The following is a 19,248-nucleotide window of genomic DNA, read 5'->3' as shown; positions in this document are numbered from 1 at the left end:
AGCTCGCCCTACGCGCAGGCGGTTCGCGCCGCCGGTGCGCTCGGCGTGGAGATCGATCTTCCCGCCCAGCGTATCGCGCTGACCGGAGAGGCCGGCGGTCTCGGTCTTGCCGCGACGCAGGCGCGCGCCTCGCTCGCCGCGTTCCGCGAGCGCATCGCGGCGACCGACCGAGGCGCGCTCGAGACCCTCTCCGCTCCCGGCCGGCTCGACGTGCGGGTGCGCCTGATCGGCGAGGACTCCCAGGTCCGCCATGTCCGCCTCAGCGGGCGCGGGGACGGGACGTCCTGGACGGGACTGCTTCTGCCCGCAGGCCATGGCCCCGACGGGGGTCATCAACGCCTGGAGAACGAGGCGGCTTTGCGCCGCGGTCTCGACGAGGGACGGGTCGTGGCCTTCCACCAGCCGATCGTCGATCTCAGGACCGGACGGCTCGCCGGATTCGAGGCGCTGGCGCGCTGGCAGCGCCCCGGATTCGGGCTCGTGGCGCCCGACGACTTCCTGCCCCTCGCCGAGCAGATGGGCCTCCTCGCCGAGATCGGCCGGGCGGTGCGCGCCGGCGCGATCGCCGACCTGGCGGCCTGGCGTGGGGCGAACCCGGCGCTCAGATCGCTCTACGTGGCGGCCAACGCCACGGCCGGCGAGCTTGCCGCGCCGGGCTTTGCCGAGACGCTCATCGCGGCGGTGCGCGAGGCGGGCCTGCCGCGCGGCGCCTTCAGGCTGGAGATCAACGAGACCGAACTCATGCAGGATCCCGATGCCATATGCGCCGTCTGCGCCGAGCTGAAGGCGGCCGGCATCGCGCTCGTCCTCGACGATTTCGGAACGGGATATTCCTCGCTGGCCCGGCTCGACCGGCTGCCCTTCGACGTCATGAAGATCGACCAGTACTTCATCCGCGCCATGATGGCCGACCGGGCGGCCCGCTCGATCGTGTCCTCTGTGGTGCGGCTCGCGCGCAACTACGCCATGGTCGTGGTCGCCGAAGGCGTCGAGACCGATGCCATGGCCCGCACCGCCGCCGGGCAGGGCTGCGACTACGCGCAGGGCTTCTACTATGCCGGCGCCCTTGCCCCGGATGAGGCCGGTGCGGTCATCGCGGCGGGCCGGGAAGGTCGCTTCCAGGGCGCGCAGCACTGATCCGGCTGCCGTTCCGGCGGCGAACGGTCACGCGTGCCCGCTGGTGGCCGTGAGGAACTCCGGGGTCACGCCCAGCTTTTTCAGTGCCTTCTGCCACTTCAGCGCATGATCCTCCGCAAAGAGCAGCGCGTCGTCCGGCTCGGTGACGAGCCAGGCATTCTGGCCGATCTCGTCCTCGAGCTGGCCCTCGCTCCAGCCCGCATAGCCGAGCGCGAGCAGCGAATGGCGCGGCGGCGAGCTCGACGCCATGGCCTCGAGAATGTCTTTGGTGGCGGTGAGCCCGATGCCCGGGCCGATGCCGAACGTGGTGTCCTCGCTCGAATAATCGTCGGTGTGCAGCACGAAGCCGCGGTCGCGGTCGACCGGACCGCCGAACAGCACGGCCCTCTCCGGCACCTCGATCTCGCACTTCACGCCGAGCTGCTCGAACAGGGTCGGCAGGGTGAGGTCGCCGAGCGGCTTGTTGATCACGATCCCCATCGCCGCATCGTCGCCATGGGCGCACACCAGGATCACCGAGCGGTCGAAGCGCGGATCGCCGATCAGCGGGCTCGCGATCAGCAGCTTGCCGGTGAGATAGTCCGGTTCGAATTGGGTCGGGTTCGTCTCCATGGCCCAGAGTGTCCGGTACACGGGGCTTGCTTGTCCAGTGCGCGTTGCTTGCGGCCTTGCCGCCGGGCGCCAGCGCCCTCTATGTGTGAAAGGAAACGGACGCGAGGCGCGTTCCCGGTTCTTCGCACACGAGGAGATTTCCCATGACGATCAAGGTTGGCGACACCCTTCCCGACGTGACCTTCACCACGATGACCGCAGACGGACCGACGCGGGTGACGACGGACGAGGTGTTCGGGGGGCGGACCGTCGCTCTCTTCGCCGTGCCGGGCGCGTTCACGCCGACCTGCTCGGCCAGGCACCTGCCGGGCTTCATCCAGAAGGCCTCCGAACTCAAGGCCAAGGGTATCGACCGCATCGTCTGCACGGCGGTCAACGACGCATTCGTGCTCGGTGCCTGGGCGCGCGACCAGGGCGCGGGCGAGGAGGTCATGATGCTCGCCGACGGCAATGCCGACTTCGCGCGCGAGATCGGCCTCGTCATCGACGCCTCGAAATTCGGCATGGGCATCCGCTCGCAGCGCTATTCCATGGTGGTCGAGGACAAGGTCGTCAAACACCTGTTCGTGGAAGAATCCGGCGACTTCAAGGTCTCCAGCGCCGAGCACATGCTCGCCGCGCTGTAGGAAAGCCGCTCCTCCCTTCGCCATTCAGGGGAACGCCGGAACCCGAGGTGCGGCCTCAAGCGTACGCAGCCGGGTTCCGCATAGCGCTTCGCGCCTGCGCGATGGCGAAGGCGCGCGGCTACTCGGGCGTCTCGCTCTTTTCCGCCGCCCGCATCGCCACGATCGCCTCGCGTGCCAGCTCGTCGGCGCGCTCGTTCTCGGCGTGGCCGGCATGGCCCTTGATCCATTCCCACGTCACGTCGTGGCGCTTGCGGGCCTCGTCGAGGCGCTGCCAGAGGTCGGCGTTCTTGACCGGCTTCTTCGCGCTCGTCTTCCAGCCGTTTCGCTTCCAGTTGTGCAGCCACTTGGTGATTCCGTCGCGCACATAGACGCTGTCGGTGACGAGCCGCACCTTCGAGGGCCGCTTCAGCGCCTCCAGCGCCTGGATCGCGGCCATCAGCTCCATGCGGTTGTTCGTGGTCAACGCCTCGGCGCCGGAGATTTCCTTGCGGTGACGTCCGTACTCGAGCACGGCGCCCCAGCCGCCGGGGCCGGGATTGCCCGAGCAGGCCCCGTCGGTGTGGATGACGACCGCGCTCACGTGGGGGTGACCTCGTACTTCCTGGACAGATTGCGAACCCCCGCTTCGATCAATTCGGCGAGAACATCAAGGTCGATATCCTCGAGCCTGGTCACGTAGAGGCAGGACTTGCCCCGCGCGTGCCTGCCGAGCCTGGCCAGGATGGCGGAATGGTCTTCGTAGCCCGGCAGGATGTAGATGGAATGCCTGGCCTTCCTCGGCGAGAAGCCGGTGGCGAGGAAATCGCCCTCCCGCCCGCGCTCGTAGCGATAGTGGTATTGCCCGTACCCGATCATGGACGGGCCCCACATGCGCGGCTGCCAGCCGGTGACCCGGCGGAACAGGGTATCGAGTTCGACGGCCTCCGCGCGCCTGCGTTCGGGTTCGACCGCGGCGAGGAAGGAGTCCGGGGGGATGTGCGTGGGCTGGGTCTTGTTCTCGGACATGGCGGATGCTCCCTGGTGCCCAGCCTGGCATCGGTTCGAGCGGGGAGGGGACAGGCCCGCGCTCGTGTCCCCGTCATGGCCCGGTCCGGCCGGGCCAACCGAGCCGCTCCGGTGGCGAGGTGTGCGGCGTTCAGGCCACCTCCTTCGGCAGCTTGAAGACAACGTCCTCCTCGGCGACCCGCACCTCCTCGATGTGCACCTCGAAGCGCTGCGCGATCTCGCTCAGCAGGTCCTCGACCAGTTCCTCCGGGGCGCTCGCTCCCGCGCTGATGCCAAGCCGTTCCACGCCGTCGAACCAGGACCAGTCGACATTGCCGGACGTCTGGACGAGATGGGCATCCTTGGCCCCGGCGCGCCGGGCGACCTCGACCAGGCGCACCGAGTTGGAGGAGTTCGGCGCACCCACCACCAGGACGAGATCGGCCTTGGCCCCGATCGCCTTGACCGCGGCCTGGCGGTTCGTCGTGGCGTAGCAGATGTCCTCCTTGTGCGGCGCGGCCATCGAGGGAAAGCGGCGCTGCAGCGTCTCGACGATCTCGGCGGTGTCGTCGACGGACAGGGTGGTCTGCGTGACGAAGGCGAGATTGTCCGGATCGGCCGGTGTGAAGCTCTCCGCGTCCTCGACCGTCTCTACGAGATGGATCGCGCCCTCGGGCAGCTGGCCCATCGTGCCGATGACCTCGGGATGGCCGGCATGGCCGATCAGCACGATGTCCCTGCCGGCGCGGTGATGGCGCTGGGCCTCGACATGGACCTTGGAGACCAGCGGGCAGGTCGCATCGACATAGAGCATGTCGCGGCGTGCCGCCTCTTCGGGGACGCGTTTCGGGACGCCGTGGGCGGAGAACACCACCGGCCGGTCGTCCGGGCACTGGTCGAGTTCGGAGACGAAGACCGCGCCCATCGCCTTCAGCCGGTTCACCACGTGCTTGTTGTGCACGATCTCGTGGCGCACATAGACCGGCGCGCCATAGCGCTCCAGCGCGCGCTCCACGATCTGGATGGCACGGTCCACCCCGGCGCAGAAGCCGCGCGGGGAGGCGAGCAGGACGGTCAGCGGGCGCTTTTCGGTCATGATTTCTCAGCTGGGCGGAGCCCTTGGCGTTGCCCTCGCGGCAGCGCCATCGTAGAGACGATGTAACAGCGCCGGGGTTCGCCGCAAGGGGAGGCGGCCGGCATATCACAGACCCGCCTGACCGTCCGAGGAAGTCTCATGCGCACAATCGCCGCCATTCTCAGCCTGTCGCTGCTTGCCGGATGCGAAACCGTCGGGGAGGCGCTGAGCGAGGACGAGCCCAATCCGGGACCGTGCCCGACCGCGCTCTCGCTCTATGACGCGCATCGCATCGTCGAGTTCAAGGGCGAGGAGCTGACCTACGCCAATGTCGGCTTCACCGGCGAGATCCTGAACGTCGTCCGGTTCTGCGAGTACACCGACGCACGCGCAACGCCGATCGAGCTCGATCTCGGCATTCGCATGGCCTTCGGGCGCGGCCCGGCCGCGGAGGGACGCACCCACACCTATCACTATTTCGTCGCGGTTACGCGCAAGGACATGGTGGTGATCGATCGCGAGGTCTATCCGATCACCGTCACCTTCCCGCCGGGCGAGGACCGGGTGGAGATCGTCCAGGAATTTGAGGGCATCGAGATTCCGCGCGCCAACGAGACCCTGGCCGGCACCAATTTCGAGATCATCGTCGGGTTCGAGCTCACCGAGGAGCAGCTCGCGTTCAACCGCTCGGGCATGCGCTTCCGCGTCACCGCAGGCCAGGAAAGCTAGGGCCCTCCTCATGGCGTCCATTCCCGAACAGCTCAGCGGCTCCCTCGGGGCCGCCTTCGAGGCCGTTGGATTGCCGCGCGAGCTCGGCCTGGTGGCCGAAAGCGACCGCCCGGATCTTGCGCCCTATCAGTGCAATGGCGCGATGGCGGCGGCGAAGATCGCGAAGAAGGCGCCGCGCGCCGTCGCCGAACAGGTCGCCGCCGAGTTCCAGGCGCGAGAGCCGGACGTGGCGATCGAGATCGCCGGGCCGGGCTTCCTCAATCTCACGCCCTCGGCCACGGTCTATGCGCAGCGTGCGAATGCGATCGCGGCCGACCCGCGTACCGGTGCGGCCCGGGTCGAAATGCCGCGCACGGTCATGATCGACTTCGGCGGCCCCAACGTCGCCAAGCCCATGCATGTCGGCCATCTGCGCTCCAGCGTCATCGGCGACAGCCTGCAGCGCCTCTTCCGCTTCCGCGGCGATCGCGTGATCTCCGACATCCATCTCGGCGACTGGGGCTACCAGATGGGCCTGCTCGTCACCGAGCTGGAGGACGAGCAGCCCGGCCTTGCCTATTTCGACGAGAGCTTCACCGGACCCTATCCCGACGCCCCGCCCGTGACGATCGACGACCTCTCCCGCCTCTACCCGCAGGCCGCGGCGAAGGCGAAGGAGGACGAGGAACGCGCCGCGCGCGCCCGTAAGGCCACCGCCGAGCTGCAGGCAGGCCGGCCGGGCTATCGCGCCCTCCTGCAGCACTTCATCAATGTCTCCATCGCCGCGCTGAAGGCCGATTTCGACGCGCTCGGCGTGCATTTCGACCTGTGGAAGGGCGAGAGCGACGTCAACGACCTCGTCCCCGAGGTAGTCGAGCTCTTCAAGGAGAAGGGCATCGCCGAGGAGAGCGAGGGCGCGCTCATCGTGCGCGTCGCCGAGGAAGGCGAGAAGAAGGAACTCGCCCCGCTGATTCTGGTCTCGCGCCAGGGTTCGGCGCTCTATGCCACGACCGATCTCGCCACCATCCTCGACCGGCGCAGGACCTACGATCCCGACCTCATCCTCTATGTCGTCGACCTGGGACAGTCGGACCATTTCGAGCAGGTCTTCCGGGCCGCGGTGAAGGCGGGCCTCGCGCAGGAGGGCGGGCTGGAGCACATCAAGTTCGGCACGGTCAACGGGCCGGACGGCAAGCGCCTGCGCACCCGCGCCGGCGGCACCTTCCGCCTCGCCGACCTGATCGGGGAGGCCTATGGCCGGGCGAAGGCGCGTCTCGACGAGGCCGGTCTCGGCGCGGAACTGTCCGAGGCCGAACACGACCGCGTGGCGCGCCTCGTCGCCAATGCCGCGATCAAGTTCGCCGACCTGCAGAACTTCCGCACCACGAACTACATCTTCGAGCTCGACCGCTTCGTGAGCTTCGAGGGCAAGACCGGGCCCTACCTGCTCTATCAGGCGGTGCGGGTGAAATCGATCATGCGCAAGGCCGCCGACCAGGGGCTCGAGCCGGGCCCCATCCTGGCCGGCACGCCGGAAGAGCAGGCCCTGATCCGGCGCCTGGACGGCTTCGAAGCCGCGCTGGCGCGTGCCTGCGACCTGCGCGCCCCGAACCATCTGTGCGACCACGCCTTCTCGCTCGCCCAGGCCTTCAGCGCCTTCTACGCTGCCTGCCCGATCCTGCCGGAGGAGAACGAAGCCGTGCGCGCCTCGCGTCTGGCTCTGGCCGAGACGGTCCTCAAGCAGCTCGAGCTGAACCTTGCCCTGATCGGGCTGGAAGCACCGGAGAAGATGTAGGCCGCTCTGCCCGAGCCGGCGGCACCACCCCCTCTCCCAAGCTCGCGGGGGAGGAGGAAAAAGGCCGGCTTCGCGGCTCAATCCCACATCCCATGCCGATTGACTTCCCGGCGGCGAAAATTAGGGTGGCGCCGCTCGAGTCTGCGCGGCTTGCCGGGGGGCTCGGGTGCATGACAGCCCTCTCGCGGGAGAGACCGGCCGAAGAAGCCGGCGCCGAAGGCGCAACCGCCCCGGAAACGCTCAGGCAACAGGACCGCGGGAGACGTAGGCTGACGCTGGAAAGCGGGTGAGGGCGCCAGTCCTTTCCCCACCGAAGGAGCATTCGGCGCGGGCGCTTCGCCCCCGGCCGAGAAATCTCTCAGGTCCAAGGACAGCGGGGGCGCGACAACCGGATTTCCTCTGGGACGTTCGGGACGAGAAGCCGCGCCAACCCATTGGACCTGACCCATGACCGACGAGACGCTCCACCGAACCCCGCTCTACGATCTCCATGTCGAACTCGGCGCCAAGATGGTGCCGTTCGCCGGCTATGCCATGCCCGTCCAGTACGAGGGCATCATGGCCGAGCACAACCACACGCGCGAGGCGGCCGGCCTGTTCGACGTCTCCCACATGGGCCAGGCGCGCGTGACCGGCGATGCCGGGGCGCTGGAAGCGCTGATCACCGCAGATCTCTCCCAGATCGGGCCGGGCGACCAGAAATACACCCTCCTGCTCAACGACGAGGGCGGGATCATGGACGATCTCATGGTCTCGCGCCCCGACGATCACGGCTTCTTCGTCGTCGTGAACGCGGCCACCAAGGGCGCCGATTTCGCCCATATGCGCGATCGCTTCGGGCGCCAGGCCGAGCTGATCGAACTCAATGACCGCGCCCTGCTCGCCCTGCAGGGGCCGCAGGCCGGCGCGGTGATGAAGGATATCTGCCCGCAGGCCGCCAAGCTGGTCTTCATGCAGGCGGGCCGTTTCGAGATCGACGGCGCGGAGGTCTTCGTCTCGCGCTCGGGCTATACCGGCGAGGACGGGTTCGAGATCTCCATCAACGACAATCTCGCCGCGGACTTCGCCCGCCGGCTCCTGAAGGACGAAAGGGTCAAGCCGATCGGCCTCGGCGCGCGCGATTCGCTGCGCCTGGAGGCCGGGCTCTGCCTCTACGGCCACGACATGGACGAGACCACGACCCCGGTCGAGGCCGCGCTGACCTGGGCGATCGCCAGGACGCGCCGCGAGAAGGGCGACTTCCCCGGCGCACGCAAGGTCCTGAAGCAGATCGAGGAGGGCGCGGCGAAAAAGCGCGTCGGCTTCAGGCTGCTGGACAAGGCCCCCGCACGCGAGGGCGCCGAGATCGCCCACGGCGGCGAGGTCGTGGGCGTGGTCACCTCCGGCGGCTTCGCGCCGACCGTGGGGGCGCCCATCGGCATGGGTTATGTCCCCGCCGAGCTTGCAAAAGCCGGAACCGGGATCGAGCTTCTCGTGCGCGGCAAGGCCCGCCCCGCCGAGATCGTCAAGACGCCTTTCGTCGAGCAGCGCTATTACCGCGGCTGACCCCAACACCTCATCAGGAGAGAGCCATGAGCCAGACCCGCTATACCAAGGACCATGAATGGATCCGCGTCGAGGGCCAGGACGGCACGGTAGGGATCACCCCCTACGCCGCCGACCAGCTCGGCGACGTCGTGTTCGTCGAGCTGCCCGAAGTCGGCAAGAGCTTCAAGCAGGGCGACGAGATCGCCGTGGTGGAATCGGTCAAGGCCGCGAGCGAGATCTACGCGCCGGTCTCCGGCGAGGTCGTCGCGGTGAACGAGGCGCTCGAGGACGAGCCCGCCAAGGTCAATGAAAGCCCGGAAGGCGAGGGCTGGTTCTTCAAGATCAGGATCAAGGACAGCTCCGAGATCGAGGGCCTGATGGACGCCGACGCCTACCAGAACCACATCGAGTAGCGATGTACGCCCCGGGTCCGTTCAGGGTCGAGGATCAGCGCGAGGTGGCGGGCATCATCGCCCGTTATCCCTTCGCGACCCTCGTCGCGAGCGGTCCGGATGGCCCGGTCGCCGCCCGTACCCCGATGCTCGCCGATCTCGATGAACAGGGGCGCGTGCGTGGCCTCCTCGGCCACATCGCCCGCGCCAACCCGTTCTGGCGGGTGGCCGACGGGGCCGAGGTGCTGGCGCTGTTCTCCGGCGCGCACGCCTATGTCTCGCCGGGCGCCTACCGGACCAAGGCGGAAACGGGCCGGGCGGTGCCGACCTGGAACTACACCGCCGCCGAGGTCAGGGGACGTCTCGCCGTCACGACGGACCGCGATGCGCTCTACGAGATCGTCGACCGGCTGAGCGCGGCGATGGAGGCCGGCCAGGTGCAGCCCTGGGATATCCGGGACGCGCCGGCGGACTATATCGATCGGCTTCTGAACGGGATCGTGGGGCTCAGTATGGAGAACGCGAGCGCCGAGGCGGTGCGAAAGCTGAGCCAGAACAAGAGCAAGGACGATGTCGAGGGCGTCATGGCGGCGCTTTCGGCTTCGCGAGACGCAAACGCGCGGCAGACCGCCGCGGACATGGCACAATTGCCGAGAGGGTAGACTTAGAGATGCGCTATCTGCCGCTGACCCCCGACGATCGCAAGGCGATGCTGGAGACGATCGGGGTCAAATCGATCGACGATCTGTTCACCGACGTGCCCGAGGCCGCGCGCCTGGACGGCCCCGTGGACCTGCCGCGCAGGGCGACCGAGCTCGAGGTCGAGCGCGCATTCGCGAGGATGGCGAAGAAGAACCTGTCGGCCGGCGAGGCCCCGTTCTTCGTCGGCGCCGGCGCCTACAAGCACCACGTGCCGGCCACCGTCGATCACCTGATCCAGCGCAGCGAATTCCTGACCGCCTACACGCCCTACCAGCCGGAAATCAGCCAGGGCACGCTGCAGACCCTTTTCGAATTCCAGACCCAGGTCGCGCGCCTGACCGGCATGGATGTCGCCAACGCCTCCATGTATGACGGTTCGACAGCCTGCGCCGAGGCCGTGCTGATGGCCCAGCGCATCACCAAGCGCAGGAAGGCGGTCCTCTCCGGCAATCTGCATCCGCACTACGCCCAGGCCACCGAGACGCTCGCCAAGTACATGGACATCACGGTGGAGACCGAGGGCGCGGCCCCGGGCAAGGCCGACGATCTGGTGAAGTATATCGACGAGGACACGGCCTGCATCGTGGTGCAGAACCCGGACGTGTTCGGCCATGTGCGCGACCTCGCCCCGCTCGCCGAGGCCGCCCACGCCAGGGGCGCGCTGCTGATCGCGGTGGTCACCGAGATCGTCTCGCTCGGCCTTCTCAAGTCGCCCGGCGAGATGGGCGCGGACATCGTCGTCGGCGAGGGCCAGTCCCTGGGTGTCGGCCTGCAGTTCGGCGGTCCCTATGTGGGCCTCTTCGCCTGCCGCGACGACCGCAACTTCATCCGCAACATGCCGGGCCGGCTTGCCGGCGAGACGGTCGACGCGGACGGACGGCGCGGCTTCGTGCTGACGCTCTCCACCCGCGAGCAGCACATCCGCCGCGACAAGGCGACTTCGAACATCTGCACCAATTCCGGGCTGATGGCGCTCGCCTTCACGATCCATCTCTCGCTTCTGGGCGAGAAGGGGCTGACCAAGCTCGCCCGCCTCAATCACGAGCGCGCGATCGATCTGGCCGACCGGCTTTCGGGCATCGACGGCGTGGAGGTCGTCACCGACGCCTTCTTCAACGAGCTGACCGTGAAGCTGTCTAAGCCGGCCGCCGAAGTCGTCGAGAAGCTTGCCGCGAAGGGCATTCTTGCCGGCGTGCCGGCGAGCCGCCTCTATCCGGGCAAGTTCGAGAACCACCTGATCCTCGCCGCCACCGAAACCAATACCGATGAAGACCTCGACGCGCTCGAGGCCGCCCTCAAGGAGGTGCTGTAACCATGGCCATGAATCCCCAGGGCCGTCCCTCCCGCCCGATCCATGCCGTCGATCCCGGCGCCTATGAGGAGACCTTCTCCGGCTCCAAGGGCCTGGACCAGGCCGAACCGCTGATCTTCGAGCGCGGCGATTTCGACAATAGCGGCGTTGACCTGCCCGAGCCGAAGGGCCTGGAGACCCGCACCGGCGGGCTGGAGCGTACGGCCCGCATCGGTCTTCCCGGCCTCTCCGAGCCGGAAACGATGCGCCACTATGTGCGCCTCTCGCGCAAGAACTACGCGATCGATCTCGGGCTCTACCCGCTCGGCTCGTGCACGATGAAGCACAATCCGCGCCTCAACGAGAAGCTGGCGCGCCTGCCCGGCTTCATCGACATCCACCCGCTGCAGCCGCAATCGACCGTGCAGGGCGCGATCGAGCTCGTCGGCGAGCTTGCCCGCTGGCTGATGACGCTGACCAACACGCCGTGCGTGGCGATGAGCCCGAAGGCGGGCGCCCACGGCGAGCTGTGCGGCATGATGGCGATCCGCGCCGCGCTGGATGCGCGCGGGGAGACGCGCCGGCGCCGCGTGCTGGTGCCCGAAAGCGCGCACGGCACGAACCCGGCGACCGCCGTCCAGTGCGGCTTCACGACCGACGAGATTCCGGCCGACGCCACGGGCCGCGTCGACATGGAGGCCTTCAAGGCCAAGCTCGGCGAGGATGTCGCCGCGATCATGCTGACCAATCCGAACACCTGCGGCCTGTTCGAACGCGACATCAGGGAGATCGCCGACCTGATCCACGAGGCGGGCGGCTATTTCTACTGCGACGGGGCGAACTTCAACGCCATCGTCGGGCGGGTGCGCCCGGGCGATCTCGGCATCGACGCGATGCACATCAACCTGCACAAGACCTTCTCCACGCCCCATGGCGGCGGCGGTCCCGGCTCGGGCCCGACGGTCTTCTCCGAGGCGCTCGCCCCGTTCGCGCCCGTGCCTTACGTGAAGAAGGACGGCGATACCTGGAGCCTCGTCGAGCACGAGGCGGAGGCGAAGGCCGACGGCAACGATCCGTTCGGGCGCATGGTCGCCTTCCACGGCCAGATGGGCATGTTCACCCGCGCGCTCTCCTACATGATGAGCCACGGTTCGGACGGGCTGCGCCAGGCCGCCGAGGACGCGGTGCTGAACGCGAACTACATCCTTGCGCGCTGCAGGGAGGAGATGACGCCGGCCTTCGAGGGCACCTGCATGCACGAGGCCCTGTTCGACGACCGCTTCCTGAAGGACACGGGCGTCTCCACGCTCGACTTCGCCAAGGCGATGATCGACGAGGGGTATCATCCCATGACGATGTACTTCCCGCTGGTCGTCCACGGGGCGATGCTGATCGAGCCGACCGAGACCGAGAGCAAGGCCGGGCTCGACCGCTTCTGCGACACGTTGATCCAGCTGGCCCGGTCCGCGAAGGCCGGCGAGACCGAGCGCTTCACGCAGGCGCCGCGTTTCGCTCCGGCCAGGCGTCTCGACGAGACCCGGGCGGCCCGCCAGCCCGTCCTGACACACGCGGCCGAATAGTCCGGCTCGTCCCCGCTGCGCCGGCCGGCCCGGGTATGGACCGGCCGCCGGCATAAGCCGATGCGGGTCGCACGCGTGCCACAGATCGGACAAATCGTCCGGGTCGACTGCAGAAGGAGGGGGGCGGCGGCCATTGGCGCCTTGCACCGGGCCGCCGCCGTCCCGACATTCGCACAACGTCCCTCCGCCCGCTTGAAGGAACAGCCGTGGCAATGAACGAACCGACGAACGACTGGTGGTCGACCCATCCGCTGGGCGGGGCCATTCTCGTCATCGTGCGCGGTGTCGGCGCGGTCGTCGGCCTGTTCCTGTTCGTCATATCGATCCCGCTCACGATCAGCCCGATCCCGCTCGGCCTGCCGCTGATGATCGTGTCGCTGATCCTGCTGGCGGCGACCTCGCGGCGCGCCCACCGGATCATCACAGGCTATCTCAAGCGCCATCCCGGGATCTGGGAACGCTTCAAGCACGTCTTCGGCGGCGACAAGGACCACGACGCGACGCCCTGACCTGGAGGGCGGCGGTCGCCGATGGGCGTTGCACGGTCACCCGGAACCGGCTGACCGGGCAAAAGACATGAAAAAAGCCCGGAGCGAGCGCTCCGGGCTTTTTCCGTGTTTGCCGACGACGGGCCAAGCCTAGTTCAGCTTGCCTTTCAGCGCCTCGATATCGCCCTTGATCAGGGCGTTGCGCTGGGTCTTGGTCATCTTGTCCTTCAGCAGCGAGCCGGCCGCCTCCACGGCGAGGTCGGCGGCGCGCTGGCGGATCTCCTTCACGGCACTCGCCTCGGCCTGCTCGATTCGGCGTTCGGCGAGGACCCGGCGGCGCTCGATGCGCTGGGAGATTTCCTTCTTCGCATTGGCGCGCAGGTATTCGGCTTCCTGGCGGGCCTGGCGGATGATCTCCTCGGCCTCCTCGGCGGCCTCGCGCTGGCGGCGCTCGTAGCTCGCCAGCATTTCCTGGGCTTCCTCGCGCAGGCGGCGGGCCTCGTCGAGCTCCTTGCGGATGGTCTCCGCGCGGTCGTCGAGCGCCTTGCCGATCGTCCTGTGCACGCCGAAGAAGGCGAGCACGGCGAAGAAGACGATGAGGCCGACAAAGGCCCAGAAGGTGGTATCGGCGAAGATCGCCATCGTCCTACTCCTTCACCTTCGCGACCGCCTCGGCGGCCTCGTCCTCGCCGACCTCGAGGCCGGCCAGCCGTGCGGCGACGGCCGCTGCGGCACCGGCCGCGATCGCGTCGAGCTCGGCCAGGGCCTTCTCGTGCATTTCGCGGATCCGCTTTTCGGCCTCGTCCTGCTCGGCTTCGAGCTCGGTCTCGACCTTCTTCATCTCCGCCGCGATCTTCTTGTCGGCGTCGGCCTTGGCCTCTGCGGCGACCGACTGGGCCTTGGCCCGCGCGTCGGCGAGCGACCGCTCGTAGCTCTTCACCGCCTCGTCGGCCTGGGCCTTCATCTGGGAGGCCGCATCGAGATCGTCGGCGATCCGGTCGCGGCGTTCCTCGATCGCTCCGCCGATGCGGGGCAGGACCCATCGCGACAGGAGCACGTAGAGCACCGCGAACGTGATCGCGAGCCAGAAGAGCTGCGAGGCGAAATAGGTGGGATCGAACGGCGGGAAGGTCGCCTCGCCGGCATACGCGTCGGCGGCGGCGTAATCACCGTGTTCTTGCGGCGCCATGACGGCGAGCTCCATTCGAGTTGCGGCCCGTTGTGACGCTTCGAGCCGGACGACGCGAATGCGGCGCCCGGCCGGAAGCGGACAGTCTGCGTTTCGTCCTAGACGACGAAGAGCAGAAGCAGGGCGATCAGCAGGGAGAAGATGCCCAGCGCTTCGGTCACGGCGAACCCGAAGATCAGGTTGCCGAACTGCTGTTGCGCGGCCGACGGGTTGCGCATGGCGCCTTGCAGGAAGGAACCGAAGATGTTGCCCACGCCGACGGCGGCCCCGAGCATGCCGAGGCAGGCGAGACCGGCACCGATGTACTTAGCGGCTTCCGCTTCCATTGGGTTGCTCCTTGAACTGGTGGATTGCGGTTGAAGACAAGAGGTTAGGCTTAGTGCCCCGGATGGAGCGCATCGTTGAGATAGATGCAGGTCAGGATCGCGAAGACATAGGCCTGCAGGAACGCAACGAGGAATTCGAGCGCGGTGAGCGCCACGACCATGAAGAAGGGCAGCACGCCGATCACCGCATAGCCCGCGCCTGCGGCGCCGAGCATGACGATGAAACCGGCGAACACCTTCAGGAGAATGTGGCCCGCCAGCATGTTGGCGAACAGACGCACCGAGAGCGAGACCGGACGCGAGAGGAAGGAAATCACCTCGATCGGCGTCACGATGATGTAGAGCGGCAGCGGCACGCCGGAGGGCACGAAGAGCTTGAGGAACCTGAAGCCGTTCTTCCAGATCCCGTAGCCGATCACGATCGCCATCACCAGAAGCGACAGGGCGAGGGTGACGATGATGTGCGCGGTCACGGTGAAGCCGTGCAGGCCCGGCGCGGGGAAGTAGTGCAGCATCCCCAGAAGGTTGGCCATCAGGATGAAGACGAACAGCGTGAACACGAAGGGGAAGAATTTCAGCCCCTCGCTGCCCGCCGTGTCGCGGATCATGCCGGCGACGAATTCGTAGAGCATCTCGGCGACCGACTGGCCGCGGCCCGGAACGAGCGCGCGCCGGGACATCGCCATCATCAGCCCGCCCACCGTCAGGGCGACGGCGACGACCATGAAATAGCTGGAATTGGTGAAAGACAGGTCGACCCCGCCGATCTCCAGATGGAAGACCGGATGGATTTCGAACTGCTTGATCGGGTTGGTTGCGTCCGCCACGCCCGGCCCCTTCTATGCGGCAACTGCCGCCCTTCTGCTAAGTCCGCGGGTCTTGGCGCGATTCCGCGCTGTCGTCCCCTGCGGCATTCACTTCCTGCGCAGCCCGCACCACATTGAGCGTGCCGGCTGCAAAACCAAGTAATCCACCGATCAGCATGCCCCAGGGCTCGGTGGCGAAGAACCAGTCGGCGGCCATGCCGATACCGATCCCGACGACGACGCCCGCGAAGAATTCCGAACCGTAGCGCAGCCCGACGGCCCAACCTGACGGCCGGGATCGGGCCTGCTCCTCTTTCCGGCGCGCATCGAGCTTGGCCTGAAGGCGTTTCTCGAAATCACCCGGATCGTTTGGAGCGTTGTGCAGCGTTTCTTCTCGGCGGGACATTGCGATCTGTGACCTGCCGAGGGGGCCCCGGCAGGCGCGCGCACCCTATAAGCGGGGTTTTCCCAAGTCAAGCAAGCGCAGTGCTCAACCAAGTTCTTGAAAAACAAGAAGCTTTACGCGTTCACTCGGCGGCCAGCATCTGTTCGGCAGCGGTCAGGTTCACCGAGACGAGCTGGGACACGCCGCGCTCGCCCATCGTGACGCCGAACAGCCGGTCGACGCGGGCCATGGTGACGGGGTTGTGGGTGATGACCAGGAAGCGGGTCTCGGTCTGCTTCCGCATGGCGTCGAGCATCTTGCAGAAGCGGTCGACATTGGCGTCGTCGAGCGGGGCGTCGACCTCGTCGAGCACGCAGACCGGCGCCGGGTTGGACAGGAAGACCGCGAAGATCAGCGCGGCTGCGGTCAGCGCCTGCTCGCCGCCGGACATGAGCGACATGTTCTCCAGCTTCTTGCCGGGCGGGCAGGCCATGATCTCCAGCCCGGCCTCAAGCGGATCCTCGCTTTCGGTGAGATGAAGCTCTGCGCGCCCGCCCCCGAACAGGGTGGAGAAGAGATGGCGGAAATGCCCGTCGACCACCTCGAAGGCCTCCAGCAGGCGTGCGCGGCCCTCGCGCGACAGCGTGTCGACGGCCTTCCTCAGGCGCGAGACCGCCTCGACGAGCTCGTCGCGCTCTCGCGTCAGGCGGTCGCGCTCGCTCTGCAGGTCCTCGGATTCCTCGTCGGCGCGCAGATTGACCGCGCCGAGCCGTTCGCGCGCCAGCCGCGCCTCGTCGAGCCGGCGCTCGATCTCCGTGATGGACAGGGCGCCGTATTCGCTCGCCGCGACGCGCACGGTGAGGGCTTCGGGCGTCTCCCCGGTCGCATCCTGCAGGCGCTCGCCGGTCTCGGCGCGCCGTTCCTTGGCCGCCGACAGGGTGGCGGCGGCCGCGGCGCGGGCCTCGCGCGCACTCGACGCCTCGCGCTCGGCGGCCCTTAGCGCGCTGTCCGCCTCGCGCTGGGCGGTCTCGGCCTCGGCGACGCGGTCGCGCGCGAGCCGGGCGGCCGATTCGGCCTCGGCGAGGGTATCGAGCAGAGCGCGCCGGCGCGCCTCGATCTCCTCGGGCCGGCCACGGGCGGCCTCGAGTTCGGCCTCCGCGCTCCGGCGCTCGGCATCGATCGCGGCGATGCGCGCGCTCGCGGCCTCCGCGCGCTTGCGCCAGTCGGCGTCCTCGCGTTCGAGCGAGGCGATCCGGTGGCGCCGGGCCTGGCTCTCCCGCCGCACGTTCTCCAGCGCCGCGCGGGCCTCGGCCGCTGCCGACCGGGCGTGCTCGGTCTGCGCGCGGGCCGCGTCCAGGGCCTGGGTATGATCCTCGCCGGTATCGAGTTCAGACAGGCGCGCCTCGGCAGCCTGAAGCTCGTCGCGGGCCGCATCGAGATCGCGCACCAGTGCGGCGGCGCTTTCCTTCAGCGCCTGGCGCCGCGCCTCGTCGCGCGCGGCCGCCTCGCGTCCCTGGGACAGCGTCTTCTCGGCCTCGCGATGGAGACGCTCGGCCTCCTGCAGCGCCTCGCGGCGCATGCGGAAACCGGCTTCCTCGGCCTCCAGCGCCTCGCGTGCCTCGTCGGCCTTGGCGCGTGCCGCCGCCGAGGCGGCCTCGGCTGCCGCGAGTTCGGATTCGATTTCGGCGAGCCGGTTGAGATGCTCCAGGCGTGCCGCGGCCGGGGAGGGGGCGCCGGCCTCGGCGGCGAAGCCGTCCCAGCGCCTCAGGGCCCCGTCGCGGGTGACGAGGCGCTGCCCGGGCTTGAGTTCGCCTGCCAGACGATCGAGATCGTCGGCATCCACGACCCCGATGGCGGCGAGCCGCGCGGCAAGAGCGTCCGGCGCGTCGACGACGGCATTGAGCGGCGTCGCGCCCTTCGGCAGCGCGCCCGCGCGGGTACCCCCTTCGCTCCAGCGCCGCGGCGCGCCGGCTTCCAGCCCGGCTTCGAGGTCCTCGCCCAGCGCGGCGGCGAGGGCGGTCTCGAACCCGGCATCGGCGCGCACGCTGTCGAGCGCCCGGTCGCCCGCCTCGCCGGTATCGAGCATGCGCTTCAGGCTGTGCGCCTCCCGCTCCAGCGCCAGGCGCTCGCCCTCGGCGCTGCGGGCCGCCTCGCGGGCCTCGCCGGCCGCGGCGCGGGCCGCGTCCAGCGTCTCTTCCTGTCCCGCGAGCGCCTCGCGGGCGCCATGGTCGGCTTCTGCGGCCGCGCTCGCCGCGGCTTCGAGTTCGTCGAGCGAGGGGCCGCCCGAGCCGGCGAAGGCCTCGTAGCGCTCGCGCGCGGCTTGCGCGTCGCGGTCGAGCTTTTCCACGCGCGCCTTTGCGCCGGCCACGTCGCGACGGGCGCTGTCGCGGCGCGCCCGCGCCTCGGCGGCGGCGGTCGACAGCCGGTCGAGTTCGCGCTCGGCCTCGCGGCGGGCGGTCTCGGCCTCCTCCAGCGCCGTCTCGGCGGCCGCGAGGGCTTCCCGGTCGCCGGCGGTCTCCCCGCGCAGCCGCTCCAGCGACGACGCGATGCGCTCCAGCGCCGCGCGCGCCTCCTGGGCAAGCTCGCCCTCCCGCGTACGGTTGGCGGCGAGGTCCTTCAGACGGGTCTCGAGGCGCGCGATCGTCGCCTCGAGCTGGTCGAGCTCGCGTTCCAGGGCGTCCTTCTCGCGCTCCAGCCGGCGCTCGGCCGCGCTCGCCTCGGCCTCGGCCTCGCGCAGGGGGGCGACGCTCGCCTGCGCCTTCTCGGCATTGGCCGTCGCGCTCGCGGCGAGGCGGATGGCCTGTTCGGCGACCTGTTCGATGTCCTTCAGCTCGGCCTCGGCGCGCGACACGGCCTCGCCCGCCTCGGCGAAGCGGCGCAGCCACAGGAGCGCCTCGAACTCGCGGATCTCAGCCGACAGCTTGCGATAGCGCGAGGCCTGGCGGGCCTGACGCTGCAGCGACTGGTAGCGGTTCTCGAGATCGTCGACGACTTCCTGCAGCCGGTCGAGATTGGCCTCGGCGGCGTTCAGCCGCAGCTGCGCCTCGCGCCGGCGCGCGCGCAGGCCCGCCACGCCGGCGGCCTCCTCCAGCACCCGGCGCCGGTTCTCCGGCTTGGCCGCGATCAGCTCGTTGATCTGGCCTTGGCGCACGAGGGCGGGCGAGTTCGCGCCGGTGCCCAGATCGGCGAACAGGAGCTGGACGTCCTTGGCGCGCACCTCCTCGCCATTGATGCGGTAGTCCGAGCCCTTGCCGCGCACGATGCGGCGCACGACCTCGAGCGTGTCGGCGTCGTTGAAGCGGGCCGGGGCGGTCTTGTCGCTGTTGTCGACGAGGAGGGTGACCTCGGCCTTGTCGCGGGCCGGCCGGTTGTCGGTGCCCGCGAAGATCACGTCTTCCATGCCGCCGCCGCGCAGGGATTTGGCCGAGGTGGCACCCATCACCCAGCGCAGGGCTTCCAGAAGATTCGACTTCCCGCAGCCATTCGGACCGATGATGCCGGTCAGACCCGGATCGATGCGCAGTTCCGCCGGATCGACGAATGACTTGAAGCCGACCAGACGCAGCTGGGTGAACTTCAATCAAGACCTCCAGGTGCGCCGCTGCCGGTTCGTCCGGTCTGTCGC

The 19,248-nt window shown here is 68.8% G+C and carries 20 protein-coding genes and 1 riboswitch; of the genes, 10 read left to right on the top strand and 10 right to left on the bottom strand.

Going from position 1 to position 19,248, the window contains the following annotated elements:
- Window positions 1–45: 45 nt before the first annotated feature.
- A complete protein-coding gene (locus tag JW792_RS06350) occupies window positions 46–1,137 on the top strand; it encodes an EAL domain-containing protein (protein ID WP_158291660.1) in 1,092 nt (363 codons plus the stop codon).
- 27 nt (window positions 1,138–1,164) lie between these two features.
- On the opposite strand, the gene JW792_RS06345 is transcribed toward JW792_RS06350, so the two are convergent.
- A complete protein-coding gene (locus JW792_RS06345) occupies window positions 1,165–1,749 on the bottom strand; it encodes a YqgE/AlgH family protein (protein WP_135997587.1) in 585 nt (194 codons plus the stop codon).
- Between the two features lie 143 nt (window positions 1,750–1,892).
- Between JW792_RS06345 and JW792_RS06340 the strand changes: the two genes are divergently transcribed.
- The gene (locus tag JW792_RS06340; protein ID WP_135997497.1) at window positions 1,893–2,375 is read left to right on the top strand and encodes a peroxiredoxin; all 483 of its coding nucleotides are present in this window, start codon (window positions 1,893–1,895) and stop codon (window positions 2,373–2,375) included.
- A 118-nt stretch (window positions 2,376–2,493) separates the two neighbouring features.
- Here the strand turns inward: JW792_RS06340 and rnhA are convergent, their stop codons facing one another.
- The 3 genes from rnhA to ispH form a co-directional block, all read right to left on the bottom strand.
- Entirely contained in the window at window positions 2,494–2,955 is a 462-nt protein-coding gene (gene rnhA, locus JW792_RS06335) for a ribonuclease HI (RefSeq protein WP_135997498.1), read from the bottom strand.
- On the bottom strand, window positions 2,952–3,380 hold the full coding sequence (locus JW792_RS06330) for a DUF1801 domain-containing protein (RefSeq protein WP_135997499.1): 429 nt from the start codon (window positions 3,378–3,380) through the stop codon (window positions 2,952–2,954). The genes rnhA and JW792_RS06330 overlap by 4 nt, the downstream gene beginning before the upstream one ends.
- A 130-nt stretch (window positions 3,381–3,510) precedes the next feature.
- Window positions 3,511–4,455: a 4-hydroxy-3-methylbut-2-enyl diphosphate reductase gene (ispH, locus tag JW792_RS06325; RefSeq protein ID WP_135997500.1), complete on the bottom strand. Its 945-nt coding sequence runs from the start codon at window positions 4,453–4,455 to the stop codon at window positions 3,511–3,513.
- A gap of 138 nt (window positions 4,456–4,593) precedes the next feature.
- Here ispH and JW792_RS06320 point away from each other — a divergent pair, with 138 nt between their 5' ends.
- From JW792_RS06320 to JW792_RS06285, 8 genes are all read left to right on the top strand, one after another.
- Complete coding sequence (locus tag JW792_RS06320; RefSeq protein WP_135997501.1) at window positions 4,594–5,163, top strand: hypothetical protein; 570 nt, start codon at window positions 4,594–4,596, stop codon at window positions 5,161–5,163.
- A 10-nt stretch (window positions 5,164–5,173) separates the two neighbouring features.
- Window positions 5,174–6,937 carry an arginine--tRNA ligase gene (argS, locus tag JW792_RS06315; RefSeq protein ID WP_135997502.1) on the top strand — a complete coding sequence of 588 codons (1,764 nt, stop codon included), beginning with the start codon at window positions 5,174–5,176 and terminating at the stop codon, window positions 6,935–6,937.
- A 175-nt stretch (window positions 6,938–7,112) separates the two neighbouring features.
- Window positions 7,113–7,203: riboswitch (glycine riboswitch) on the top strand.
- A gap of 181 nt (window positions 7,204–7,384) precedes the next feature.
- On the top strand, window positions 7,385–8,482 hold the full coding sequence (gene gcvT, locus JW792_RS06310) for a glycine cleavage system aminomethyltransferase GcvT (RefSeq protein WP_135997503.1): 1,098 nt from the start codon (window positions 7,385–7,387) through the stop codon (window positions 8,480–8,482).
- Window positions 8,483–8,508: 26 nt separating this feature from the next.
- Window positions 8,509–8,877, top strand: a complete 369-nt coding sequence (gene gcvH, locus JW792_RS06305; protein WP_135997504.1) for a glycine cleavage system protein GcvH — start codon at window positions 8,509–8,511, stop codon at window positions 8,875–8,877.
- Between the two features lie 2 nt (window positions 8,878–8,879).
- Window positions 8,880–9,518 (top strand): FMN-binding negative transcriptional regulator, encoded by a 639-nt coding sequence (locus JW792_RS06300; protein ID WP_135997505.1) that lies wholly within the window; start codon window positions 8,880–8,882, stop codon window positions 9,516–9,518.
- Window positions 9,519–9,526: 8 nt separating this feature from the next.
- Window positions 9,527–10,870 (top strand): aminomethyl-transferring glycine dehydrogenase subunit GcvPA, encoded by a 1,344-nt coding sequence (gcvPA, locus tag JW792_RS06295; RefSeq protein ID WP_135997506.1) that lies wholly within the window; start codon window positions 9,527–9,529, stop codon window positions 10,868–10,870.
- A gap of 2 nt (window positions 10,871–10,872) precedes the next feature.
- Complete coding sequence (gene gcvPB / locus JW792_RS06290) at window positions 10,873–12,429, top strand: aminomethyl-transferring glycine dehydrogenase subunit GcvPB (RefSeq protein ID WP_135997507.1); 1,557 nt, start codon at window positions 10,873–10,875, stop codon at window positions 12,427–12,429.
- Window positions 12,430–12,641: 212 nt separating this feature from the next.
- On the top strand, window positions 12,642–12,938 hold the full coding sequence (locus JW792_RS06285) for a hypothetical protein (protein WP_135997508.1): 297 nt from the start codon (window positions 12,642–12,644) through the stop codon (window positions 12,936–12,938).
- A gap of 129 nt (window positions 12,939–13,067) precedes the next feature.
- Here the strand turns inward: JW792_RS06285 and JW792_RS06280 are convergent, their stop codons facing one another.
- The 6 genes from JW792_RS06280 to JW792_RS06255 all read right to left on the bottom strand — a co-directional run bounded on the left by JW792_RS06280 (window position 13,068) and on the right by JW792_RS06255 (window position 19,203).
- Window positions 13,068–13,559, bottom strand: a complete 492-nt coding sequence (locus JW792_RS06280) for a F0F1 ATP synthase subunit B family protein (RefSeq protein WP_192900996.1) — start codon at window positions 13,557–13,559, stop codon at window positions 13,068–13,070.
- Between the two features lie 4 nt (window positions 13,560–13,563).
- On the bottom strand, window positions 13,564–14,106 hold the full coding sequence (locus tag JW792_RS06275) for a F0F1 ATP synthase subunit B (RefSeq protein ID WP_241095082.1): 543 nt from the start codon (window positions 14,104–14,106) through the stop codon (window positions 13,564–13,566).
- Between the two features lie 98 nt (window positions 14,107–14,204).
- Window positions 14,205–14,432 carry a F0F1 ATP synthase subunit C gene (locus JW792_RS06270; RefSeq protein WP_135997510.1) on the bottom strand — a complete coding sequence of 76 codons (228 nt, stop codon included), beginning with the start codon at window positions 14,430–14,432 and terminating at the stop codon, window positions 14,205–14,207.
- Window positions 14,433–14,482: 50 nt separating this feature from the next.
- On the bottom strand, window positions 14,483–15,259 hold the full coding sequence (locus tag JW792_RS06265) for a F0F1 ATP synthase subunit A (protein WP_135997511.1): 777 nt from the start codon (window positions 15,257–15,259) through the stop codon (window positions 14,483–14,485).
- 37 nt (window positions 15,260–15,296) lie between these two features.
- A complete protein-coding gene (locus tag JW792_RS06260; protein ID WP_135997512.1) occupies window positions 15,297–15,644 on the bottom strand; it encodes an AtpZ/AtpI family protein in 348 nt (115 codons plus the stop codon).
- Window positions 15,645–15,765: 121 nt separating this feature from the next.
- On the bottom strand, window positions 15,766–19,203 hold the full coding sequence (locus JW792_RS06255; protein ID WP_135997513.1) for a chromosome segregation SMC family protein: 3,438 nt from the start codon (window positions 19,201–19,203) through the stop codon (window positions 15,766–15,768).
- Window positions 19,204–19,248 lie beyond the last annotated feature (45 nt).

Origin of the sequence: Marinicauda algicola, from assembly GCF_017161425.1 — a bacterium.
GTDB classification, from domain to species: Bacteria; Pseudomonadota; Alphaproteobacteria; order Caulobacterales; family Maricaulaceae; genus Marinicauda; species Marinicauda algicola.
The sequence above is the reverse complement of the archived record's forward strand: the minus strand, read 5'-3'. Positions and strand labels throughout refer to the sequence as shown.

What these genes read in the sequence shown, in the direction of transcription:
- JW792_RS06260 (WP_135997512.1), bottom strand. Translation starts at nt 15,644, where the DNA reads ATGTCCCGCCGAGAAGAAACGCTGCACAACGCTCCAAACGATCCGGGT.
- argS (WP_135997502.1), top strand. Translation starts at nt 5,174, where the DNA reads ATGGCGTCCATTCCCGAACAGCTCAGCGGCTCCCTCGGGGCCGCCTTC.
- gcvPB (WP_135997507.1), top strand. Translation starts at nt 10,873, where the DNA reads ATGGCCATGAATCCCCAGGGCCGTCCCTCCCGCCCGATCCATGCCGTC.
- JW792_RS06285 (WP_135997508.1), top strand. Translation starts at nt 12,642, where the DNA reads ATGAACGAACCGACGAACGACTGGTGGTCGACCCATCCGCTGGGCGGG.
- gcvPA (WP_135997506.1), top strand. Translation starts at nt 9,527, where the DNA reads ATGCGCTATCTGCCGCTGACCCCCGACGATCGCAAGGCGATGCTGGAG.
- ispH (WP_135997500.1), bottom strand. Translation starts at nt 4,455, where the DNA reads ATGACCGAAAAGCGCCCGCTGACCGTCCTGCTCGCCTCCCCGCGCGGC.
- JW792_RS06330 (WP_135997499.1), bottom strand. Translation starts at nt 3,380, where the DNA reads ATGTCCGAGAACAAGACCCAGCCCACGCACATCCCCCCGGACTCCTTC.
- JW792_RS06345 (WP_135997587.1), bottom strand. Translation starts at nt 1,749, where the DNA reads ATGGAGACGAACCCGACCCAATTCGAACCGGACTATCTCACCGGCAAG.
- JW792_RS06270 (WP_135997510.1), bottom strand. Translation starts at nt 14,432, where the DNA reads ATGGAAGCGGAAGCCGCTAAGTACATCGGTGCCGGTCTCGCCTGCCTC.
- JW792_RS06340 (WP_135997497.1), top strand. Translation starts at nt 1,893, where the DNA reads ATGACGATCAAGGTTGGCGACACCCTTCCCGACGTGACCTTCACCACG.
- gcvT (WP_135997503.1), top strand. Translation starts at nt 7,385, where the DNA reads ATGACCGACGAGACGCTCCACCGAACCCCGCTCTACGATCTCCATGTC.
- JW792_RS06280 (WP_192900996.1), bottom strand. Translation starts at nt 13,559, where the DNA reads ATGGCGATCTTCGCCGATACCACCTTCTGGGCCTTTGTCGGCCTCATC.
- JW792_RS06275 (WP_241095082.1), bottom strand. Translation starts at nt 14,106, where the DNA reads ATGGCGCCGCAAGAACACGGTGATTACGCCGCCGCCGACGCGTATGCC.
- JW792_RS06320 (WP_135997501.1), top strand. Translation starts at nt 4,594, where the DNA reads ATGCGCACAATCGCCGCCATTCTCAGCCTGTCGCTGCTTGCCGGATGC.
- JW792_RS06300 (WP_135997505.1), top strand. Translation starts at nt 8,880, where the DNA reads ATGTACGCCCCGGGTCCGTTCAGGGTCGAGGATCAGCGCGAGGTGGCG.
- gcvH (WP_135997504.1), top strand. Translation starts at nt 8,509, where the DNA reads ATGAGCCAGACCCGCTATACCAAGGACCATGAATGGATCCGCGTCGAG.